The 17,364-nt window shown below is 42.8% G+C and carries 17 protein-coding genes; 12 read left to right on the top strand and 5 right to left on the bottom strand.

Features of this window, described 5'->3' with window-relative positions; genetic code table 11:
• Positions 1 to 13: 13 nt before the first annotated feature.
• Together sppA and mqnF are read right to left on the bottom strand one after the other, a co-directional pair.
• Positions 14 to 886 carry a signal peptide peptidase SppA gene (gene sppA, locus PF027_RS06955; protein WP_270877253.1) on the bottom strand — a complete coding sequence of 291 codons (873 nt, stop codon included), beginning with the start codon at positions 884 to 886 and terminating at the stop codon, positions 14 to 16.
• Entirely contained in the window at positions 874 to 2,088 is a 1,215-nt protein-coding gene (gene mqnF, locus PF027_RS06950) for an aminofutalosine deaminase family hydrolase (protein ID WP_270868909.1), read from the bottom strand. The genes sppA and mqnF overlap by 13 nt, the downstream gene beginning before the upstream one ends.
• 121 nt (positions 2,089 to 2,209) lie before the next feature.
• On the opposite strand from mqnF, the gene aroQ reads away from it, so the two are divergent.
• Genes aroQ through mnmA form a run of 6 tightly spaced genes read left to right on the top strand, consistent with a single transcriptional unit; the run spans position 2,210 to position 6,651 of the window.
• Positions 2,210 to 2,677: a type II 3-dehydroquinate dehydratase gene (aroQ, locus tag PF027_RS06945; RefSeq protein WP_270859780.1), complete on the top strand. Its 468-nt coding sequence runs from the start codon at positions 2,210 to 2,212 to the stop codon at positions 2,675 to 2,677.
• Positions 2,678 to 2,686: 9 nt separating this feature from the next.
• Positions 2,687 to 3,718 carry a M24 family metallopeptidase gene (locus PF027_RS06940; RefSeq protein WP_270872713.1) on the top strand — a complete coding sequence of 344 codons (1,032 nt, stop codon included), beginning with the start codon at positions 2,687 to 2,689 and terminating at the stop codon, positions 3,716 to 3,718.
• Positions 3,718 to 4,236 carry a 2-amino-4-hydroxy-6-hydroxymethyldihydropteridine diphosphokinase gene (gene folK, locus PF027_RS06935; protein ID WP_270872712.1) on the top strand — a complete coding sequence of 173 codons (519 nt, stop codon included), beginning with the start codon at positions 3,718 to 3,720 and terminating at the stop codon, positions 4,234 to 4,236. Before PF027_RS06940 ends, folK begins: the two co-directional genes overlap by 1 nt.
• Positions 4,233 to 5,006 carry a nucleotide-binding protein gene (locus tag PF027_RS06930; protein ID WP_270872711.1) on the top strand — a complete coding sequence of 258 codons (774 nt, stop codon included), beginning with the start codon at positions 4,233 to 4,235 and terminating at the stop codon, positions 5,004 to 5,006. Before folK ends, PF027_RS06930 begins: the two co-directional genes overlap by 4 nt.
• A 14-nt stretch (positions 5,007 to 5,020) precedes the next feature.
• Positions 5,021 to 5,623: a TIGR00730 family Rossman fold protein gene (locus tag PF027_RS06925; RefSeq protein ID WP_270872710.1), complete on the top strand. Its 603-nt coding sequence runs from the start codon at positions 5,021 to 5,023 to the stop codon at positions 5,621 to 5,623.
• Positions 5,620 to 6,651 (top strand): tRNA 2-thiouridine(34) synthase MnmA, encoded by a 1,032-nt coding sequence (mnmA, locus tag PF027_RS06920; protein ID WP_270872709.1) that lies wholly within the window; start codon positions 5,620 to 5,622, stop codon positions 6,649 to 6,651. Before PF027_RS06925 ends, mnmA begins: the two co-directional genes overlap by 4 nt.
• On the opposite strand, the gene PF027_RS06915 is transcribed toward mnmA, so the two are convergent.
• Complete coding sequence (locus tag PF027_RS06915) at positions 6,641 to 6,781, bottom strand: hypothetical protein (RefSeq protein ID WP_270876308.1); 141 nt, start codon at positions 6,779 to 6,781, stop codon at positions 6,641 to 6,643. The genes mnmA and PF027_RS06915 overlap by 11 nt on opposite strands.
• Positions 6,782 to 7,287: 506 nt before the next feature.
• Between PF027_RS06915 and metE the strand changes: the two genes are divergently transcribed.
• From metE to PF027_RS06895, 4 genes are read left to right on the top strand one after another with little or no spacing between them, the layout of a single operon-like run.
• Complete coding sequence (metE, locus tag PF027_RS06910) at positions 7,288 to 9,564, top strand: 5-methyltetrahydropteroyltriglutamate--homocysteine S-methyltransferase (RefSeq protein WP_270872708.1); 2,277 nt, start codon at positions 7,288 to 7,290, stop codon at positions 9,562 to 9,564.
• A gap of 58 nt (positions 9,565 to 9,622) precedes the next feature.
• Complete coding sequence (locus PF027_RS06905) at positions 9,623 to 11,140, top strand: MBOAT family O-acyltransferase (RefSeq protein WP_270872707.1); 1,518 nt, start codon at positions 9,623 to 9,625, stop codon at positions 11,138 to 11,140.
• Positions 11,141 to 12,223 (top strand): SGNH/GDSL hydrolase family protein, encoded by a 1,083-nt coding sequence (locus PF027_RS06900; protein WP_270872706.1) that lies wholly within the window; start codon positions 11,141 to 11,143, stop codon positions 12,221 to 12,223.
• Positions 12,216 to 13,244 (top strand): GDSL-type esterase/lipase family protein, encoded by a 1,029-nt coding sequence (locus PF027_RS06895; protein WP_270872705.1) that lies wholly within the window; start codon positions 12,216 to 12,218, stop codon positions 13,242 to 13,244. Before PF027_RS06900 ends, PF027_RS06895 begins: the two co-directional genes overlap by 8 nt.
• 539 nt (positions 13,245 to 13,783) lie before the next feature.
• Here PF027_RS06895 and PF027_RS06890 read toward each other — a convergent pair.
• Both PF027_RS06890 and putP read right to left on the bottom strand, forming a co-directional pair.
• The gene (locus PF027_RS06890) at positions 13,784 to 14,326 is read right to left on the bottom strand and encodes an HD domain-containing protein (RefSeq protein WP_270872704.1); all 543 of its coding nucleotides are present in this window, start codon (positions 14,324 to 14,326) and stop codon (positions 13,784 to 13,786) included.
• Positions 14,326 to 15,831, bottom strand: coding sequence for a sodium/proline symporter PutP (gene putP, locus PF027_RS06885; protein WP_270872703.1), 1,506 nt, complete (start codon positions 15,829 to 15,831; stop codon positions 14,326 to 14,328). The genes PF027_RS06890 and putP overlap by 1 nt, the downstream gene beginning before the upstream one ends.
• Before the next feature lie 99 nt (positions 15,832 to 15,930).
• Between putP and PF027_RS06880 the strand changes: the two genes are divergently transcribed.
• The gene (locus tag PF027_RS06880) at positions 15,931 to 16,638 is read left to right on the top strand and encodes an amino acid ABC transporter permease (RefSeq protein WP_270859767.1); all 708 of its coding nucleotides are present in this window, start codon (positions 15,931 to 15,933) and stop codon (positions 16,636 to 16,638) included.
• Positions 16,631 to 17,359 carry an amino acid ABC transporter ATP-binding protein gene (locus PF027_RS06875; RefSeq protein ID WP_270870051.1) on the top strand — a complete coding sequence of 243 codons (729 nt, stop codon included), beginning with the start codon at positions 16,631 to 16,633 and terminating at the stop codon, positions 17,357 to 17,359. Before PF027_RS06880 ends, PF027_RS06875 begins: the two co-directional genes overlap by 8 nt.
• The last annotated feature ends 5 nt before the right edge of the window (positions 17,360 to 17,364 follow it).

The raw sequence follows: 17,364 nt of genomic DNA, 5'->3' as shown, positions 1-17,364 counted from the left end.
GAGCAAAAAGCCCTTAAAACGCCATTAAACGCGCGTGCGCTAGATTATAAATCATCGCAGAGCCCTGTGTGGCGAGTTTATTTAGCATTTTTTCATACGGGCTTGGTTCTAGCCAGATTGGATTTGATACGCCACTTAGCTTTTCGCACGCTGTTTTGGCGCTTTGCAGTGAGTCGACCTCGTCGATTAGGCCTAGTTTTTTGGCCTGCGCGCTTAAAAATACCCTAGCGTTCGCCCAAATTTCGCGCTCGTCGAATTTAAGCTTTCTCGCACTTGCCACTTCGCGCGCAAACAGCTCGTAGCTTTGATTTACTAGGCTTTGCAGACTTTCTCTCTCAGCCTCGCTCCACGGCCTCATCATGGTTCCAGCCTCTTTAAATTCCCCAGCCTTAACGACTTGCTCGCTAATGCCGATTTTTTCGGTTAAATTCGAAACATCAAGCCCTTGCATAATCACGCCGATTGAGCCGATAAACGAGCCTGGGTTTGCGTAAATTTTACTAGCCCACACGCCACTAAGATAGCTTCCGCTCGCCATTGTGCCCTTGGCGTATGCTACGACTGGCTTTTTGGCGTTTAGGGATTTTATCGCTTGTGAGATTTCTACGCTTGGGCTTAGAGCTCCGCCTGGGCTATCAATGATGAGCAAAACGCCCTTGATTGCGCCGTTGTTTTCGATTTCTTTGATTTTTTCTAAAATTTGACTATCGTCCATAATCGCTCCGGTCAAATTTATCGTGGCTAAATTTGCATTTGGACTTTGCGCACTTTTATCCCCGCTAAAAATCAAAAACACAATGAGTAAAAATATCATTGATTTAAAATATTTATTTATAAAGCCAAGCACCGCTAAAATGGGCGTAAAAAGGTTTTTTAGAAATTGCATTTTTTGCCTTTGATATATAGTGATTTTGCGTTTTTGCTTTGTAAAATCAGCTGTAACGCTAGCTGGCTCTCATCGCATTCAAATCCCTCAAATACGGCGATATCTGCGATTTTGCCACTACTTAGCTCGCCTAAATTCAAATCCAGCGATTTTGCCGCGCGGTTTGTCGCACCTAGCAAAAGTTCGCGCGCAAGCTTGCTAAGCTCCAATCCGTCATGCACAAAGAGATTTGCCCTAAGCTCGTCGAGGAAATTTAGGCTGATATTCGAGCTTAGCCCGTCTGTGCCGATAGAAAATAAATAGCCGTTTTTGATAACGCTAGTTAGCTTTAATCTATCTCTGCCTAAAAGGCGGTTTGAGACCGCGCAGTGCGTGATAGAGTGGAGTTTTTTATCAAAAAGTTTGAGATCTGCAAAGACGCAGTGCGTAAAGAGCGTGCGCACGCCCTTGAAATACTCGATATAGCTTTTTGGCGAATAAAATGGTTTTGGGTTTGGCAAAAACGCCCCAAGCCACTCTTTAAACGCGCCTTTGCCGTGTTTGAGCCAGTCGCGCTCATGGTTGCTCTCCATGAAATGCGAACTCATCAAAAGTTCGTTATCGCGGGCAAAATCAGTGGCAAATTTCGTGATTTCTGGGTGCGTGGAGTATGGCGCATGCACCGAAACTGCCGGGATAAACAGATCGCTTACAAGCTCAGCAGACCTTGTGAAGCGCTCGCTAAATTTATCTATATTTGCGTCGATTGTGTTTTTATCTGCGCCTAAAATTTCGTTGAAAAACACGAAGCGCGCAGGCGATTTGGCGCAAATTTGAGCCTCTGTGCCAAAGCTAGAAATTTCGCCGATTGTAGCCACGCCTGATTTCATCATAGTTAAAATTTCTTTTTCGATTATCGTTTCTAAGGCTTGTTTGGAGAGCTCTTCTCTGGCATTTACGATAGAGGCGACCCATTTTACGAAATCGCCGTAGATTAGGTGCGTGCGGTTCGCGCTAAATTCTAAATGCGTGTGTGTGTTGATAAACGCTGGCATAGCGATATCGCTTCCGCAATCGATAAATTCAGCCTCGGGGTATTTTTCCCTAGCTTCATTTGGTTTTAAAATTTCTTCTATTTTTTCGTCAAAAACTACGGCTTTGTCGCGGTGAATTTTAAATTTTTCATCGCAGGTTAAAATCCACTTCGCCTTTAAAATTTTCATAATTAATCCTTGTGATTTGTGATGAAATATTTTACAATAAATTAGTAAAAATTTAAGATAGTCAAAAATAAGCAATATTTGGCTATAATGAGCGATTAAATTTTTTTAAAAAGGACAAAAAATGAAAATTATGGTAATCCAAGGACCAAATATCAACCTTCTAGGACTACGCGAGCCAGGGATTTACGGCCGTATGAAAATGGAAGATATCCACAGACAAATGCAAGTCGTAGCAGAGCAAAGTGGCGTAGAAATCGAGTTTTTCCAAAGTAATTTCGAGGGCGAGCTAGTCGATAAAATCCAAGAGTGCTATGGCACATGCGATGGAATCATCATCAACCCAGCCGCTTACACTCACTCATCAATCGCTATGAGAGACGCGCTTATGGCTGTGGCGTTGCCTACGATCGAGGTGCATATCTCAAACATCAACCGTAGAGAGGAATTCCGCGAAAAATCAATGATAGCTCCTGTTACAGCTGGTCAAATCATCGGCTTTGGCCCTGTGGGATATCATTTGGCGATGATTGGTATGCTTCAAATTTTCGAGCAAATCAAGGCTGCAAAAGAGGCGAAAAAAGAGGCGTAATCAAAGCAGATGAACTATATTTTAAGGGATACTAACGCCGTATTTTGGGAGTGCGGATATGCGTGCGATAACTGCATATTTCTAGCTCTTAATGGCGCGCGGTTTTTTATCACAGACGCTAGATACAGCCTCGAAGCTAGCGAGTTAGCCAAAAATGCGCAAATCGTGCAAAGCTCGGATTTAACCCTTTCTGCGCGTAAAATTTTGCGCTCTTACAAGGTGAGGGCTGTGATTTTTGATCCTAATGATTTTAGTTTTGGCGCATTTAACGCACTAAGTAAAAATTTAAAAACGCGCTTTATCCCAAAGCCAAATTTTAGCCAAATTCGTCGCACGATAAAAAGCGAAAATGAGCTTGAAATCTTGCGCACTGCGGCTAAAATCGGCGCGCAGAAATTCGATGAATTTGCCAAATTTGTGAGCGAAAATGGGCTTGGTATGAGCGAAAAAGAGCTATTTTATAACGCGACTTTGATTTTCAAAGATAGCGGAAATTTAGCCCTTAGCTTCGAGCCGATTGTGGCGATTAATCAAAACGCCGCCAAGGCTCACGCTTTGCCTAGCGATGAGAGGCTAAAAGACGGCGATTTGCTTTTATTGGACGCTGGGGTGAGATATAAAAACTACTGCTCGGATCGCACAAGAACGGCGAAATTTAGCGCACAAGAGGGAATAAATTTTAGCAAAAATCAAAATTTTGGCGATACGAAAAAAGATAAAATTTACGCCATTGTCAAAGAAGCCCAAAAACGCGCCATAAACGCCGTAAAACCCGGTGTCGCTGCGCGCGAAATAGATAAAATCGCGCGAGATTATATCGCAAGTGAGGGCTTTGGGGCGCAGTTTTTGCACTCTACGGGGCACGGCGTGGGCGTGGATATCCACGAATTGCCGATTATTAGCCCGCGCTCGAAGGCCATTTTAGAGGAAGGCATGATTTTTAGCATAGAGCCTGGGATTTATTTGCAAGGCGAGTTTGGCGTGAGGATCGAAGATACCGTAATCGTGACAAAAAATGGTTGCGAGGTCATGAGCGAATAATGCAAATTCTAGCGCAAAAAAACGGATTTTTAAGGCTAAATGAAGCTGTGAGGGTCATAAAAAGCCGGAATTTCCCGCGCAAATTCGCCAAAAAAGAGAATTTTAAATTTTGCTATATTTTAGGGCTTGGCGGAAACATAGGCGATACTAGGGCGAGGTTCGAGCGTGTGTATCACCTGCTACAAAAAAATCCAAATTTTTTCGTTTGCGCCTCGTCGCAAATTTTAGAAAACAAGCCATTTGGGTTTTTAGAGCAGAGCAATTTTTTAAACGCTACGCTGTGCGTGCAAAGCTCGCTCGCACCGAATTTAATGCTAAAAACTATGCAAAAAATCGAGCTTAAATTTGGGCGCAAACGAAGCTTCAAAAACGCCCCGCGCACGCTAGATATTGACATTTTGTATTCTAGCGCGAAAATTAGACGAAACGAGCGCTTAATCGTGCCACACCCAGGCGCAGCAGAGCGCATAAGCGTGATTTATCCACTTGGAAGTATGATTGAAAAAGGTTTGGTATGAAAAATAAAATTCTAACATTTCTAAGCGCAAAAGGGGGAGTTGGCAAGAGCCAGATTGTGGCGAATTTCGCTCAAATTTTAGCTAACGCAGGATACTCTGTGGCTGTGCTAGAAGTGCCAAATTTCAATAACCAAGAGATAATCTTAAACGCTAAAATCGACAAAAACCAAATTTTTGTTTTCGCAAACTCTTGGGCCAAGGGGCTTAAAATTTTGCCAAATTTGACGCTGATTGCGCCAAATGACGGCGTGTTTTTAAGCGAAAATGGCGCGATAGAGAGCTTTTTGGGCGCAACGCTTGGCGCGGATATGTTTGATTTCATCTTAATCGACGCTTCGCTAGATTATGCGAAAAAACTAGTAGAATTTGACACCGAGCCGATTGTGGTGTGCGCGAACGAACCCTGCGCTATTAGCAACACTTACGCGTTTTTGAAATCGCTAAATTTGCCACAAAAAGAGATTTTGTTTTTGATGAATTTCGCCTCTTGCGAGGACGAGGCTGTGGGGATATTCGAAAATCTAAAATCCGTGGCGCAAAAGAATTTGGGCGAGGTGAAATTTGGGCTAGTTGGCTTCATGCCTTATGATAAATATGTCTTTATAAACGCCCAAAACAGGGAGCTTTTCAGTATCTCGCGCCCGTTTTGCAAGGCTAGTATCGCGCTTCGTGATAGCGTAAGCAGGACGCTGGTGGCACTTGGGCTTGAAGCTTTGCCAAAGCGCGGCGCTTTTGGTGGCTTTCTAGGAAAGCTTAGTAATTTAATCTAAATTTTAATCACACAATGCAAATACGAGAAATTTTACAAGATATCAGAACGGCGAAAAATAGCCTAAATTTCATAGAACCAGGCGTTACGATTTTTGGCTCAGCGAGGCTAAATGCGAGCAATCAATATGTCAAAGACGCAGAAAAACTCTGCGCGGCACTCGCTGATATGGGATATGCGGTCATCACAGGCGGAGGTGGCGGGATAATGCGCGGGGCAAACAAAGGCGCATTTGCTCGCGCAAAAGCCCCAAGCGTGGGCTTTAACATAAAGCTTCCTTTCGAGCAAAAAAGCAATGCGTTTTTGACTCACGATGTGCATTTTAAAACCTTTGCCCCTAGAAAAGGCGCGCTCATCGCAAATAGCGAAATTTTCGTTATTTTCCCGGGTGGGTTTGGGACGATGGACGAGCTGTTTGAGGTATTAACCCTCAAACAAACAGGCTTTAAAACAGCCCAAATTTATCTATACGACGCCAAATTTTACGCCCCTTTGGTGGAGTTTTTCAAAACCTCAATGTTGGCTTTGGGGACGATTGATGAGGGTGATTTGGCGGGATTTAGGCTCTGTTCTAGCATAGAAGAGATAATAGAGCATATCAAAAAGGAGAAAATTTGAAAATCATGGTCGCCCTAAGCGGGGGCGTGGATAGCTCGATGAGCGCGAAGCTTTTAAAGGACGCTGGGCACGAGATCGAGGGCTGCTATATGAAGCTACACGAAAAGCCGGGCTATCACGAGAAAAATATCGAAAAAGTGCGCAAAGTAGGGGAGTTTTTGGGGATAAAAACGCATATTTTGGATTTGCAAGATGAGTTTAGGCGCGAGGTTTATGAGCCATTTGTGCGCACATACCAAAACGGTCTTACGCCCAATCCCTGCGCGCTGTGTAACCGCACAATCAAGCTTGGCAAGCTTTTGGAATTTGCCCATAAAAACGGCTGCGAACGCCTAGCCACTGGGCATTATGTGCGCGTGGAAAACGGACTTTTAAAAAAGGCGCGCGATGAGAGCAAAGATCAAAGCTATTTTTTGGCAAATGTTAATCCAAATGCCTTAAAATCTATGATTTTCCCGCTTGGCGAAATGCTTAAAAGCGAAGTCAAAGCCAAGGCTAGCGCGTATCCAGAGCTTATAGAAATCGCTTCGCAAAGCGAGAGTAGCGAGATTTGCTTCGTGGAAAATACCTATATCGAAATTTTACAGCGCCACACAAACACCAAAACCCCGGGCGTGGTAAAAAACACAAATGGCGAAATTATCGGCACTCACGAGGGCTATATGCACTACACAATCGGCAAAAGGCGTGGGTTTCGCATAGACGGCGCGCATGAGCCGCATTTCGTGCTCAAAATCGACGCGCAAAATAACGAAATCATCGTCGGCGGGCGTGATGAGCTCGATACTTACGAGTTTTCGACGCGCAATTTAAACGCATTTGTGAGTGTAGATGAAATTTTAAACAGACCAAATTTGGGCGTGAAACTTAGATATCGAAGCACGAAAATCCCTGTAAAAATCGCGCTAAATGAGCGTGGCGGGGTTAGTGGCACGCTCTCTCAGCCAGCAAATGGCGTAGCTGGGGGACAGCTGGCGGTTTTTTACGACGAAGAGGACCGCGTGCTAGCCAGCGGGTTTATTGAGTGAAATTTTGAAATTTTGCAAAATACTGCGCCGAAATTTTATACTCGTAGATTGCTTCGCTCGTTACACTCACTCGCAATGACAAATCAAGCAAAATTTGTTCGCCATTGTCGTTGCGAGAAATGCGAAGCATTTCAGTAAAAATAAAACCAGCTAAATTTAGAGCGAAGCTCTAAATTTAGCCACTTCTAAGGTTTTACAGGGGTGGGGGTTGGTAAGGGGGAGGGTAGCGTCTCCTAAAAAGCGCGCCCTCCCCCTTACAGAGAATTTCAAATTTTGCTTAAAATTTAAAAAATCGTTCAATGCTAAATTTAAGTAGAATTTTAAATTTAAATTCCCCTGGATTGCTTCGAAAACTTCGTTTTCTCGCAATGACAATGGTGAGCAAATTCCGGGGCAGTGTTTGTGGAAATTAAAATTTTAAATTTTATCTATATCAAAGCAAAATAAGGCTAAAATGCTCAGATTAATTTGAAATTTAAAGGAAGCAATAAATGCACTGTCCCATGGCGACTTGATATTATCGGTGTTTTTCTAGGGCTAATCATTTATTCACGCATATTCATGCCGCGCTAGCGGCGCAAAATTCAGACTTTTTCTCAACACAATTTATAAAATTTTAAAACAAAAAGGATAAAAATGAAAAGTTATATCACAGGTTTTCCGCGCATTGGCGAACAACGAGAATTAAAAAAAGCATTAGAGAGTTTTTGGGCAGGAAAGTGCGAACTGGGCGCACTAGAAAAGGTAGCAGACGAGCTAAAAGATCGCCACATAAAATACCAGTTAGAGGCATGGACTGGCTTAATTAGCGTAAATGATTTCTCATTTTATGATTTAATGCTCGATAATAGCGTGCTTTTTGGCGCAGTGCCTGAGAGATTTGCAAATTTAAGTGGCGTGGAGCAGTATTTTGCGATGGCGCGTGGAAACAAAGACGCCGTGGCAATGGAAATGACAAAGTGGTTTAACACAAACTACCACTACATTGTGCCTGAAATCAGCAAAAACACAAAATTTAGCCTAAATGCAGACAAAATTCTAAACGAATACAAAGCAGCTAAAAACAACGATTTTAAGGATAGTTGCGCGTTAAAGATAAATTTAATCGGACCGATAACCTATCTAGCACTTTCGAAAAGCACGGACGGGAGCGAACCACTAGCTAAACTTGATGAGTTAGTAGAAAAATACGCCGAGCTTCTAGGCAAGATTTCGGCCCTTGATAGCGAAGTCGTCATCCAAATCGACGAGCCGATTTTCGTAACCGATAGGGGCGTGGAGCTAACGGGAAAAATCGCACCTGTTTATAACAAGCTAAATTCGGTCGCTTCAAACATTAAAATCGTATTTATGACATATTTCGAACACGCCACAGAAGCTTTGAAAGAAGTCGTTAAAACGGACATTTGGGCTGTGGGGTTAGACTTTGTCTATGCAAGCGCGCAAAATATCAAAGTCCAGCTTGAAATCCTAAAAGATGCGAAAACTACGCTATTTGCTGGGGTAATCGACGGACGAAATATATGGAAAAGCGACATTGATAAAAAGTTAGAATTTTTGGAATTCATCTCCCAGTATGTCAGCAAAGATCGCCTTTATGTGGGAACTTCGTGTTCGCTTTTGCATGTGCCATTTACGCTAAAATATGAAGAAAAACTAAGCCCTGAGATTAAATCGTGGCTAAGTTTTGCGTGTGAAAAACTCGAAGAAGTCTGTATTTTAACGCACCTTTTCTTTAAAATTCCAATCTGCGATAGCGGTATCAAAAAATATGAAGAAAATCAAAAATCTGCCAAAACACGCCTAAATTCACCGTTGATCCACGATATAGCGGTGCAAAATCGCGTGAAAAATTTAACAAAATTTGAGCGAAGTGATAAATTTGAAGACCGCATTAAAATTCAGCGCGAAGCCCTTGCTTACGGCGATTTGCCGACTACGACGATAGGCTCTTTCCCACAAACAACCGAACTTCGCCAAGTTCGCAACGCTTATAAAAAGGGCCTAATTAGCAAGGAAGCCTACGAAAAAGATATAAAAGCCTATATCGATGAGTGTGTCTCTTTCCAAGAAGAGATTGGGCTTGATATTTTAGTCCATGGCGAGCCTGAGCGAAATGATATGGTTGAGTATTTTGGCGAACAGCTCAAAGGCTACGCATTTAGCGCAAACGGCTGGGTGCAAAGCTATGGCAGTCGCTGCGTAAAACCGCCACTTTTATTTGGTGATGTTTCGCGCCCTGCACCGATGACCGTAGAGTGGATAAAATACGCGCAAGGCAAAACAAGCAAGATTATGAAGGGTATGCTAACTGGACCAGTTACGATTATGAACTGGTCGTTTGTGCGTGATGATAAGCCTAGAAGCGAGGTTGTCAAGCAACTAGCTTTGGCAATTAGCGATGAAATTTCTGATTTACAAGTTGCAGGTATTAAGATAATCCAAGTCGATGAAGCAGCCTTTAAAGAGGGCTATCCGCTTCGTAAGGAAAATATCAGCCAATACGAAAATTTCTCGGTGGGCGCGTTTAAACTCGCAGTTTCAAGCGCAGACGCTAAGACGCAAATTCACACTCACATGTGCTATTCTGAATTTAACGATATTATCAAAACGATTGAAGCGATGGACGCCGATGTTATCAGCATAGAAACGGCGCGTTCAGGCAACGAACTTTTGAAAATTTTTAAATCAGTCGGCTACAAACAAGAAGTAGGACCTGGCGTGTATGATATACACAGCCCAAGAGTGCCAAGTGTTGATGAAATGGTAGCGCAAATTAACGCACTTTTAGAAGTTTTACCAAAAAGTCAGCTTTGGATAAATCCTGATTGTGGGCTTAAAACTCGCAAATGGGAAGAGGTAAAACCAAGCCTAAAAAATATGGTAGAAGCTGTGAAAATTGTAAGAGGATAGGAGCGGTGGAGCGCGAGCAGGGCGGTGTGAAGCCCTGCGCGCTTCATAATCAATCAAAATGACATTTTTTTCGCCCGAGTTTATTTTGCTTTTTACGCTGTTTTTTGCCCTGTATTGGTCGCAAAAAGACAGCGTCTTTATCCAAAAAATCCTAATTTTGGCTGCAAGTTACGGCTTCGTCTGCTCTGTAAGCCCAAAATTTGGCGCAATTTTGTTTGCTTACTCGTGTTTTGTGTATAGTGCGGGTAAATTTTTAGAGCGAAATTCGGGCAAATTTACCATTTTATCGGCAGTTTTTGGCTCTATTTGTTTTTTGTGTTTTTTTAAATATTTTAGCCATATTAGAGAATTTTTCGCCATTGTTACAAATTTTTTTGGACTTTCCCCAATCGAGTCAATCGCCCTGCCACTGGGCATTTCATACTATACTTTTATGTCGATAACCTATCTCGTGGCTGTGGGCAAAAAGCAGTGCGAGGGGGCGGATTTTTTGAGCTTGCTTTGTTACTTGGCGTTTTTCCCAAGTGTGGTAATGGGCCCCATAGGCAGGGCAGCCGCGCATAAAAATTCCAAAGGATACATTAAAATTTATCCGGTTTTGCCACAATTTAACCAAAAAAAGAGCTTTAAAAACGGCGATAAAATTCTTGCGCTTTTTATCATCGGCGCTTTTAAAGTTCTTGTCATTTGCGGTCATCTCATGCCGTTTGTGAGTGAGATTTTTAGCAATATTTACGATTTTAGCGAGGTTAGCGCGCTAAAAATTGTGTTGGCGATTTTGCTTTATTCTTTTGTGATTTATACGAATTTTAGCGGATTTATCGACATTGCGCGCGCCCTAGCGCTGGCACTTGGATTTGCTTTGCCGCGCAACTTTCACATGCCATATACTGCGCGAAATATCGATCAGTTTTGGGATAGGTGGCATATCAGCCTTTCTACCTTTATCCGCGATTACATTTATATCCCGCTTGGCGGGAATTGTGGCTGGGGCAAAAAACTGCCAGTAAAGCTCAAAATCGGCGCAAATAAAAAGAAAAAGAAAAAAGCCAAAAAAGAGATAATCGAATTTGTCGAAGTGCGTGGTGCGTGGAAGTTTTGGCGTATGAATTTGAATATAATGCTAGCGTTTTTGCTCTCTGGAATTTGGCATGGAGTGGGGCTAAATTTCGCCATTTGGGGGGCGTTGCATGGGGTTGCTTGCGTGTGGTTAAAATGCCTTAGAGCTTGCAAAGTAAAGCCACTAAATTTACACTTTTCTAGGTTAATTACATTTATCTATGTCAGTTTTGCGTGGGTGTTTTTCGCAAATACTGATTTTAGCGAGATTGGCGCGATTTTCTCGGCTCTTATTTCATCTCCACTTTATCAGAGCAAATTTGAAATTTTGCTAGTTTTGGCTGTTTTGATTTTTGTTTTGATTTATCCTAAATTTTTGGTTACAAACCGCCTAATTGAGGGCTTTTTAAAGAGATTGCCATTTTGGTTAAAAGGGGTAGTTTTGGGCGCGGTTTTTTGCGCGATTTATCTTTTGATGCCAAGTGGAATTCCAAATTTTATTTATGCGAGTTTTTAGATGATTAAATTTTTGTTTTCGTTGGTTGTGGCGTTTTTGATTTTAGCTTTTTTTGCGCAAAATTCCTTGATTTATTACGCGAATTCGCGCTTTGGCTCGAATTTCGGTTTGGAAGAGTATTTGGCGAATTCGCCTTTGAGATTTGGGGGCGAATTGCAATCAAACATTAGCCAAAAAATCCAAAATTTCACGCCAAATTTGAAGGCGAAAATAGCGAGCTTCTCTCCGCAAACAGCCACTTACACGCTTGCTAGTAACACTGCGCCCGTTATCGCTCCAAGCGATAAAGACGCAATCATCGAGCGCGAGCTTAAAAAAATCGAAGCAGTTAAGCTAACCGATACAACTCTACCTAAAATTGATAATAATAAAAGCGCGAATTTAAGCGTGCCAAAGCCTAGCGAGGCGAACGAAACAGCTCCTGCTCTCGCGCCAAAACTCGCGAAAAAATCTAATGAAAAAATCGCACTTAAAGCCGGTCAAACCGTGCTATTTATCGGCGATAGTCTAATGCAGTATGTGGGTATGAGCGCTAAGAAATTTTTCCCAAAATCAGGGCTAAAAGTGCTTGATCTTAGCAAGCAATCAACCGGTCTAGTCGATAAAAAGGGGCACAACTGGCAGCAGGTTTTATCCGAAAATTTGGCAAATAACGAAAATATCGGGCTAGTGGTGGTGTTTTTGGGTGCGAACGATACTCACCCGCGCAAGATTAACGGAGCTGTGCGAAGCGTAGGAAGCGAGGTTTGGAGCGAATTTTACGCTAGCAGGGTCAGGGAGATTTACGATACTGCCGAAAAATACGGCGCAAAGGTGCTGTGGCTGGGGCTTCCGTGCATGAACGAAGCAAAATTTGAGCAAAAAACCGAGGCGATTAACAAAGTTTATAAAAGCGTGAATAACGAATTTGGCGAAATTTACATGCCTACAAGCCCATTTGTGTGCGAAAATGGCGCATACAAGGTCTATTTGAAAAATGGCAAAAGCCAAATTCGTGTCCGCCAAGACGACGGAATTCACATCAGCAAAAAAGGCTGTGAAATCATAACCCAAAAAATTTTAGCAAGGATTAGCGTTGAATAGCCTTGCACGCGCACTTTTCGCGGTTTTGCTCTGCATTAGTGGCGCGCTAGCGCAGGGCTTTGGGGTGAAGTTTTTGGGCGATTCGCACCTTGGAAGCGACGCGCTAATACAGGCATTTAGAGATGAATTTTTCGGCGGAAGCGACGATAGCGTGGGCTTTATCGCCCCGCTAATGCCTAAATTTCACGCTAGTGAGGCAGTGAGATTTAAAAATGAGGGCTTTGAGATTATCTCATCGCGCAGGGATACAGACTCGGATTTCCCGCTATGTGGGGTCATCGCAAGGGCGAGAAATGGGGCGAGTTTGCAAATAGAGCTTAAAAAGCTAAGTGGCGAATTTGAGGTCGAAGTGCTTCACAGAGTGGGTGGAAATGGCGAAATTTTCGAGATTATCGACGCTAGTGGGCGGAAATTTCGCATAAATCATCTTTTGCGAAATTCTTGGGAATACACGCGCTTTACGCTCGCTTTTCCGGTGCAAATCCGCTCTTTGCGCGAGGGAGCCGAGCTTGGCGGGTATAAAATTTACCGCAAAAATGGCAGTTTTGCCGATAGTTGCGCTAGCAATGGCGCGTATTCGAGCGCGTATCAAAAATGGGGCAAAAACGCCTTTATCAGAGATTTAGCGCGACTTGATTACGAGCTTTTTATCATCGCTTATGGCACAAACGACGCCCTTGATAGCAACTTTGACGAGGCGAAATTTTACGCGACTCTGCGGGGGCTAGTGCGCTCGCTTCGCAAAGGCTCGCGCAGGGCAAAAATCCTGCTCATTGCCCCGCCTCGTAGCCCCAAAGTGCCAAACGCCCCTCGCGCAGCAGCCGTGATAAGGCACCTAGCCAGCGATATGGGGCTTATGTTTTATGATTTTGATATGGCGATGAGCGAGGACGGAGGCTGGGAGGGCTGGCGCAAAATGGGGCTAATCAGACCCGATGAAATCCACCTAGAAGCTGGGGGCTACGAGAGGCTTGGGCGAAATTTAGCTAGGCTTTTGAAGCGAAATTTGATAGAATTTTAAATTTAGCATAACCCGCTAGCGCAACTTTTTAAACACTGCCCCGAAATTTGTAAATTTTGTATAATCTGTCATTGCGAGCAAAAGCAAAGCGTCAAGACGCTTTGCCGAAGCAATCCAGTAAAATTTTCAGCACACTTCAACTTAAATTTTGCTTCCAATTTGTCATTGCGAGAATTTTGCGTTAGCAAAATTCGTGGCAATCTACGAATATAAAATTTCAAGGCAGTGTTTTTGCAGAATTTATAAAATTTCGCCTAAAATTTCAGTGTTCGTTCAATGCTAAATTTAGGTTGAATTTTGCTCTAAATTTTACTGGATTGCTTCGCTCGTTACACTCGCTCGCAATGACAGCAAATTTACACACTTTAAATTTTATGCTCGTAGATTGCTTTGAGCCTTTGGGCTCTCGCAATGACAGATTATGCAAATTTCTCAACCATTGTCATTGCGAGAATTTTGCGTAGGTAAAATTCTTGCCAATCTATGAATTTAAAATTTCGGGGCAGTGTTTTGCAGAAATTTAAAATTTCACTGCTGTATCAAGCCTGGTGCAGTTCTCTCATGCCTTTTATGCAGATTTCTACGACCTCTTTGATATCCATGCCAAGCATTTCACAACCCTTTAAAATCACGCTTCTATCGCATTTGGCGGCAAATTTTTTATCTTTAAATTTTTTCATTACACTGCTAGCGCCTAAATCCGCAAAGTCGTTTGGGCGCATTTTGGCGCAGGCGTCGATTATGCCTGTTAGCTCATCGACGCAAAATAGGCTTTTTTCTAAATTTGAAATTGGCTCGACATCAGTGCAAATGCCGTATCCGTGGCTGAGTATCGCCCGCACGCTAGCTTCATCTACGCCGGCGCCCAAAAGTGGCTCAGCTGTGTGAGCTAGGTGCTCGTCTGGGAATTTTTCGTAGTCGAAATCGTGCAGATAGCCGATTGCTTGCCAGTATTCTTTATCCTCGCCGAAATACTCCGCCATAGCCCCCATTGCGGCCATTACATTTTCGCAATGCGCTAGCAGATTTGGCTGTGAAATTGCGCCTGAGATTAAATCTTTTGCCATTTTCAAATTTAGCATTATTTTTTCTCGCTTTCGTTTCGTGCTTTCATCTTTTCGAATTCGATTGAAATTTCGCTTAGATTCGGCTCGTCCGCCATTTTATCTAGCACGGAGTTGTATTTATTGACTAGCATTATGGCAATCATCGAAAATGTAAATCCAGGCAAAAGCGAATAAATATAGCCCGATAAATCGGCAATTATCCAGATTATGACGGTGATTCCGCCCACTAGCATGCCACACAGCGCGCTTAAAGCACTCATGTGCTTAGAATACAGGCTAAAAAGCAGCACCGCGCCAAAACTCGCGCCAAAGCCCGCCCAAGCGTGTCCGACGACATTTAAGACGCTATCGTCCCACAAAAACGCCGCAATCGTAGCTAGCACCGCGATGAAAACGACTGCGAGGCGGGAGACTAGGGTTTGCGTGGCTGATGAGACCTCTTTTTTATAAAATGCGAAAATAAAATCTTTCGTAACCGAGCTAGCACTGACTAAAAGCTGGCTAGAAATCGTGCTCATAATCGCAGCTAGCACGGCTGAAATAATCACGCCAAGGATAAATGGGTGGAAGAAAATTTTGCCAAGTTCTAGGAAAATTTTCTCTGGATCGCTGATAGATAGGGAGTTTTGGTGAAAATACACTAGGCCGATTAGTCCGCTAGCCATTGCTCCAAGCAGTCCAAAAACCATCCACGAAATGCCAATTCTGCGCGCAGAACTCATCTCGGCTGAATTTCTAATCGCCATAAATCGCACGATGATATGAGGCTGTCCGAAATAGCCAAACCCCCATGACAAAAGCCCCAAAATTCCAAGAAAAGTTTGTCCCTCAAACAGATCCAAATGCGACGGACTGATTTTTGATACCTCGCCCCAAAAGCTCGAACTATCTGGGATTTGTAGAGCATTAAACGAAAAGGCTGGAATCATAATGAGTACGATAAACATCAGCGCGCCTTGGAAAGCGTCTGTTATCGCCACGGCCTTAAATCCGCCAAAAAATGTATAAAACACAACGATACAAATCGTCGCAATCGCGCCGTAAGCGAAATTTAGCCCGAAAAATGTCTCGAAGCTCTTTCCGCCTGCGATGATTCCGCTAGAAACATATAGCGTGAAAAATACGATAATCAAAAGTCCAGAGATTATGCGAAGAGATTTTGTTTTGTCTTTAAAACGATTTTCCAAAAAATCGGGGATTGTAATGCTATCGCTTGCGACTTCGGTGTAAATTCTAAGCCTTTTTGCGAGAAATTTATACGCGCACCATGCACCGATACAAAGCCCGATTGCAATCCAAACCGTGCTAATTCCAGTAGCAAAAAACGCCCCAGGAAGCCCTAGAAGCATCCAACCGCTCATATCGCTAGCACCTGCGCTAAGTGCGGTTACAAAGGGGTTTAATCTGCGATTGTCGATGAGGTATTCGCTCAGGCTTGCGTTTTTGTCGTAGTAGTGTCTGCCGATGATGACGAGGGCTAGGAAATACATAGCGATCGAGGCATAGATCCAATAACTCATTTTCCACTCCTTAAAAGGTGCGATTTTATCAAAATTTACTTGAAATTTATCAAAATTTTAGTATGCTTTTAGGCTAAATTTTAATTTAAAGGCTGGGGATTGAACGAGAGAATTTTAAAGATTGTTTTTTCGTTGATTATCATCTGCGCAGGAATTTATTTTTGCTATCCAGATAACTTAACAGACGCGCGCAAAATGGCGCTTGTAAATGCTTATGGCGTTACGCTAATACTCACAAGTGGCGGTATCGCGCTTGGTATAGTTTTGGGATTTATTTTGGCGTTTTTGAAATTTTTGGATAATAAAATTTTAAATTTTATTATCGACGAGTATGTCGATATCATCCGCGGCACGCCGATAATCATACAGCTTATGATTTTTGTTTTTGTCGTTTTTGCGACCTGGCAAAACAACATTTTCGCCGCAATCGTAGCGTTAGGTCTTAACAGCTCGGCCTATGTGTGCGAGATCGTCCGTAGTGGAATAAACAGCGTCGATCGCGGTCAAATGGAGGCTGCGCGCGCTATGGGTCTGTCGTATTCGACAGCGATGAAAGTCATTGTTTTCCCGCAAGCGATAAAAAATATCTTGCCAGCTTTGGCAAACGAATTTATCAGCCTTTTTAAAGAAACTTCGGTCGTGGGACTTGTAGCGATTACGGATTTGACATTTTATTCAAAAAGCCTGCAAGCCTCGCTATATACGGTTCAGCCGATACTTTTCGCGGGTGTGATTTATTATGCGAGTGTGAAATTTTTCTCGCTTTTGGTTAAAATTTTAGAATCAAGGCTAAATAGACATGATTGAAATTTCAAATTTAAGCAAAAATTATGGCGAGCTTTGTGTTTTGAAAAACATTTCAAAAACCATAAATAAAGGCGATATTGTCGCAATCATCGGACCTAGTGGGAGTGGAAAATCGACATTTTTGAGATGTTTAAATTTGCTCGAAACCCCAAGCGAGGGCAGTATCAAAATCGGTGGCGCAGACATTACCGATAAAAAAACCGATATCAATAAAATTCGCCAAAAAGTCAGCATGGTTTTTCAGCATTTTAACCTTTTTGCGAATAAAAATGTTTTGCAAAATTTAACCCTAGCCCCGGTAAAAGCTGGAATTTATACCCCAGAAAAAGCCAAAGAAAAGGCAATGGAGCTTTTGCGAAAAGTGGGTTTGGAAAGCAAGGCGGAGGCTTTCCCGCACAAACTCTCAGGCGGTCAAAAACAACGCATCGCAATCGCTAGAAGCCTAGCGATGAACCCAGATGTGATACTCTTCGACGAGCCTACGAGCGCGCTAGATCCTGAGATGATAGGTGAGGTTTTAGCTCTTATGAAAGAGGTTGCCAAAGAGGGCATTACAATGCTTGTCGTAACCCATGAAATGGGCTTTGCGCGCAATGTGGCAAATAGAATATTTTTTATGGACGGCGGAAATATTTTAGTCGATGATACGCCTAAAAATGTTTTTGAAAATCCGCAAAATCCGCGCTTAAAAGACTTTTTAAACAAAATTTTAAACCATTAAAAGGA

It is taken from the genome of Campylobacter sp. VBCF_01 NA2, from assembly GCF_027797205.1.
Classification (GTDB): Bacteria; Campylobacterota; Campylobacteria; order Campylobacterales; family Campylobacteraceae; genus Campylobacter_B.
Note: the sequence above shows the minus strand (reverse complement) of the source record. Positions and strands in the feature narration are given on the sequence as shown.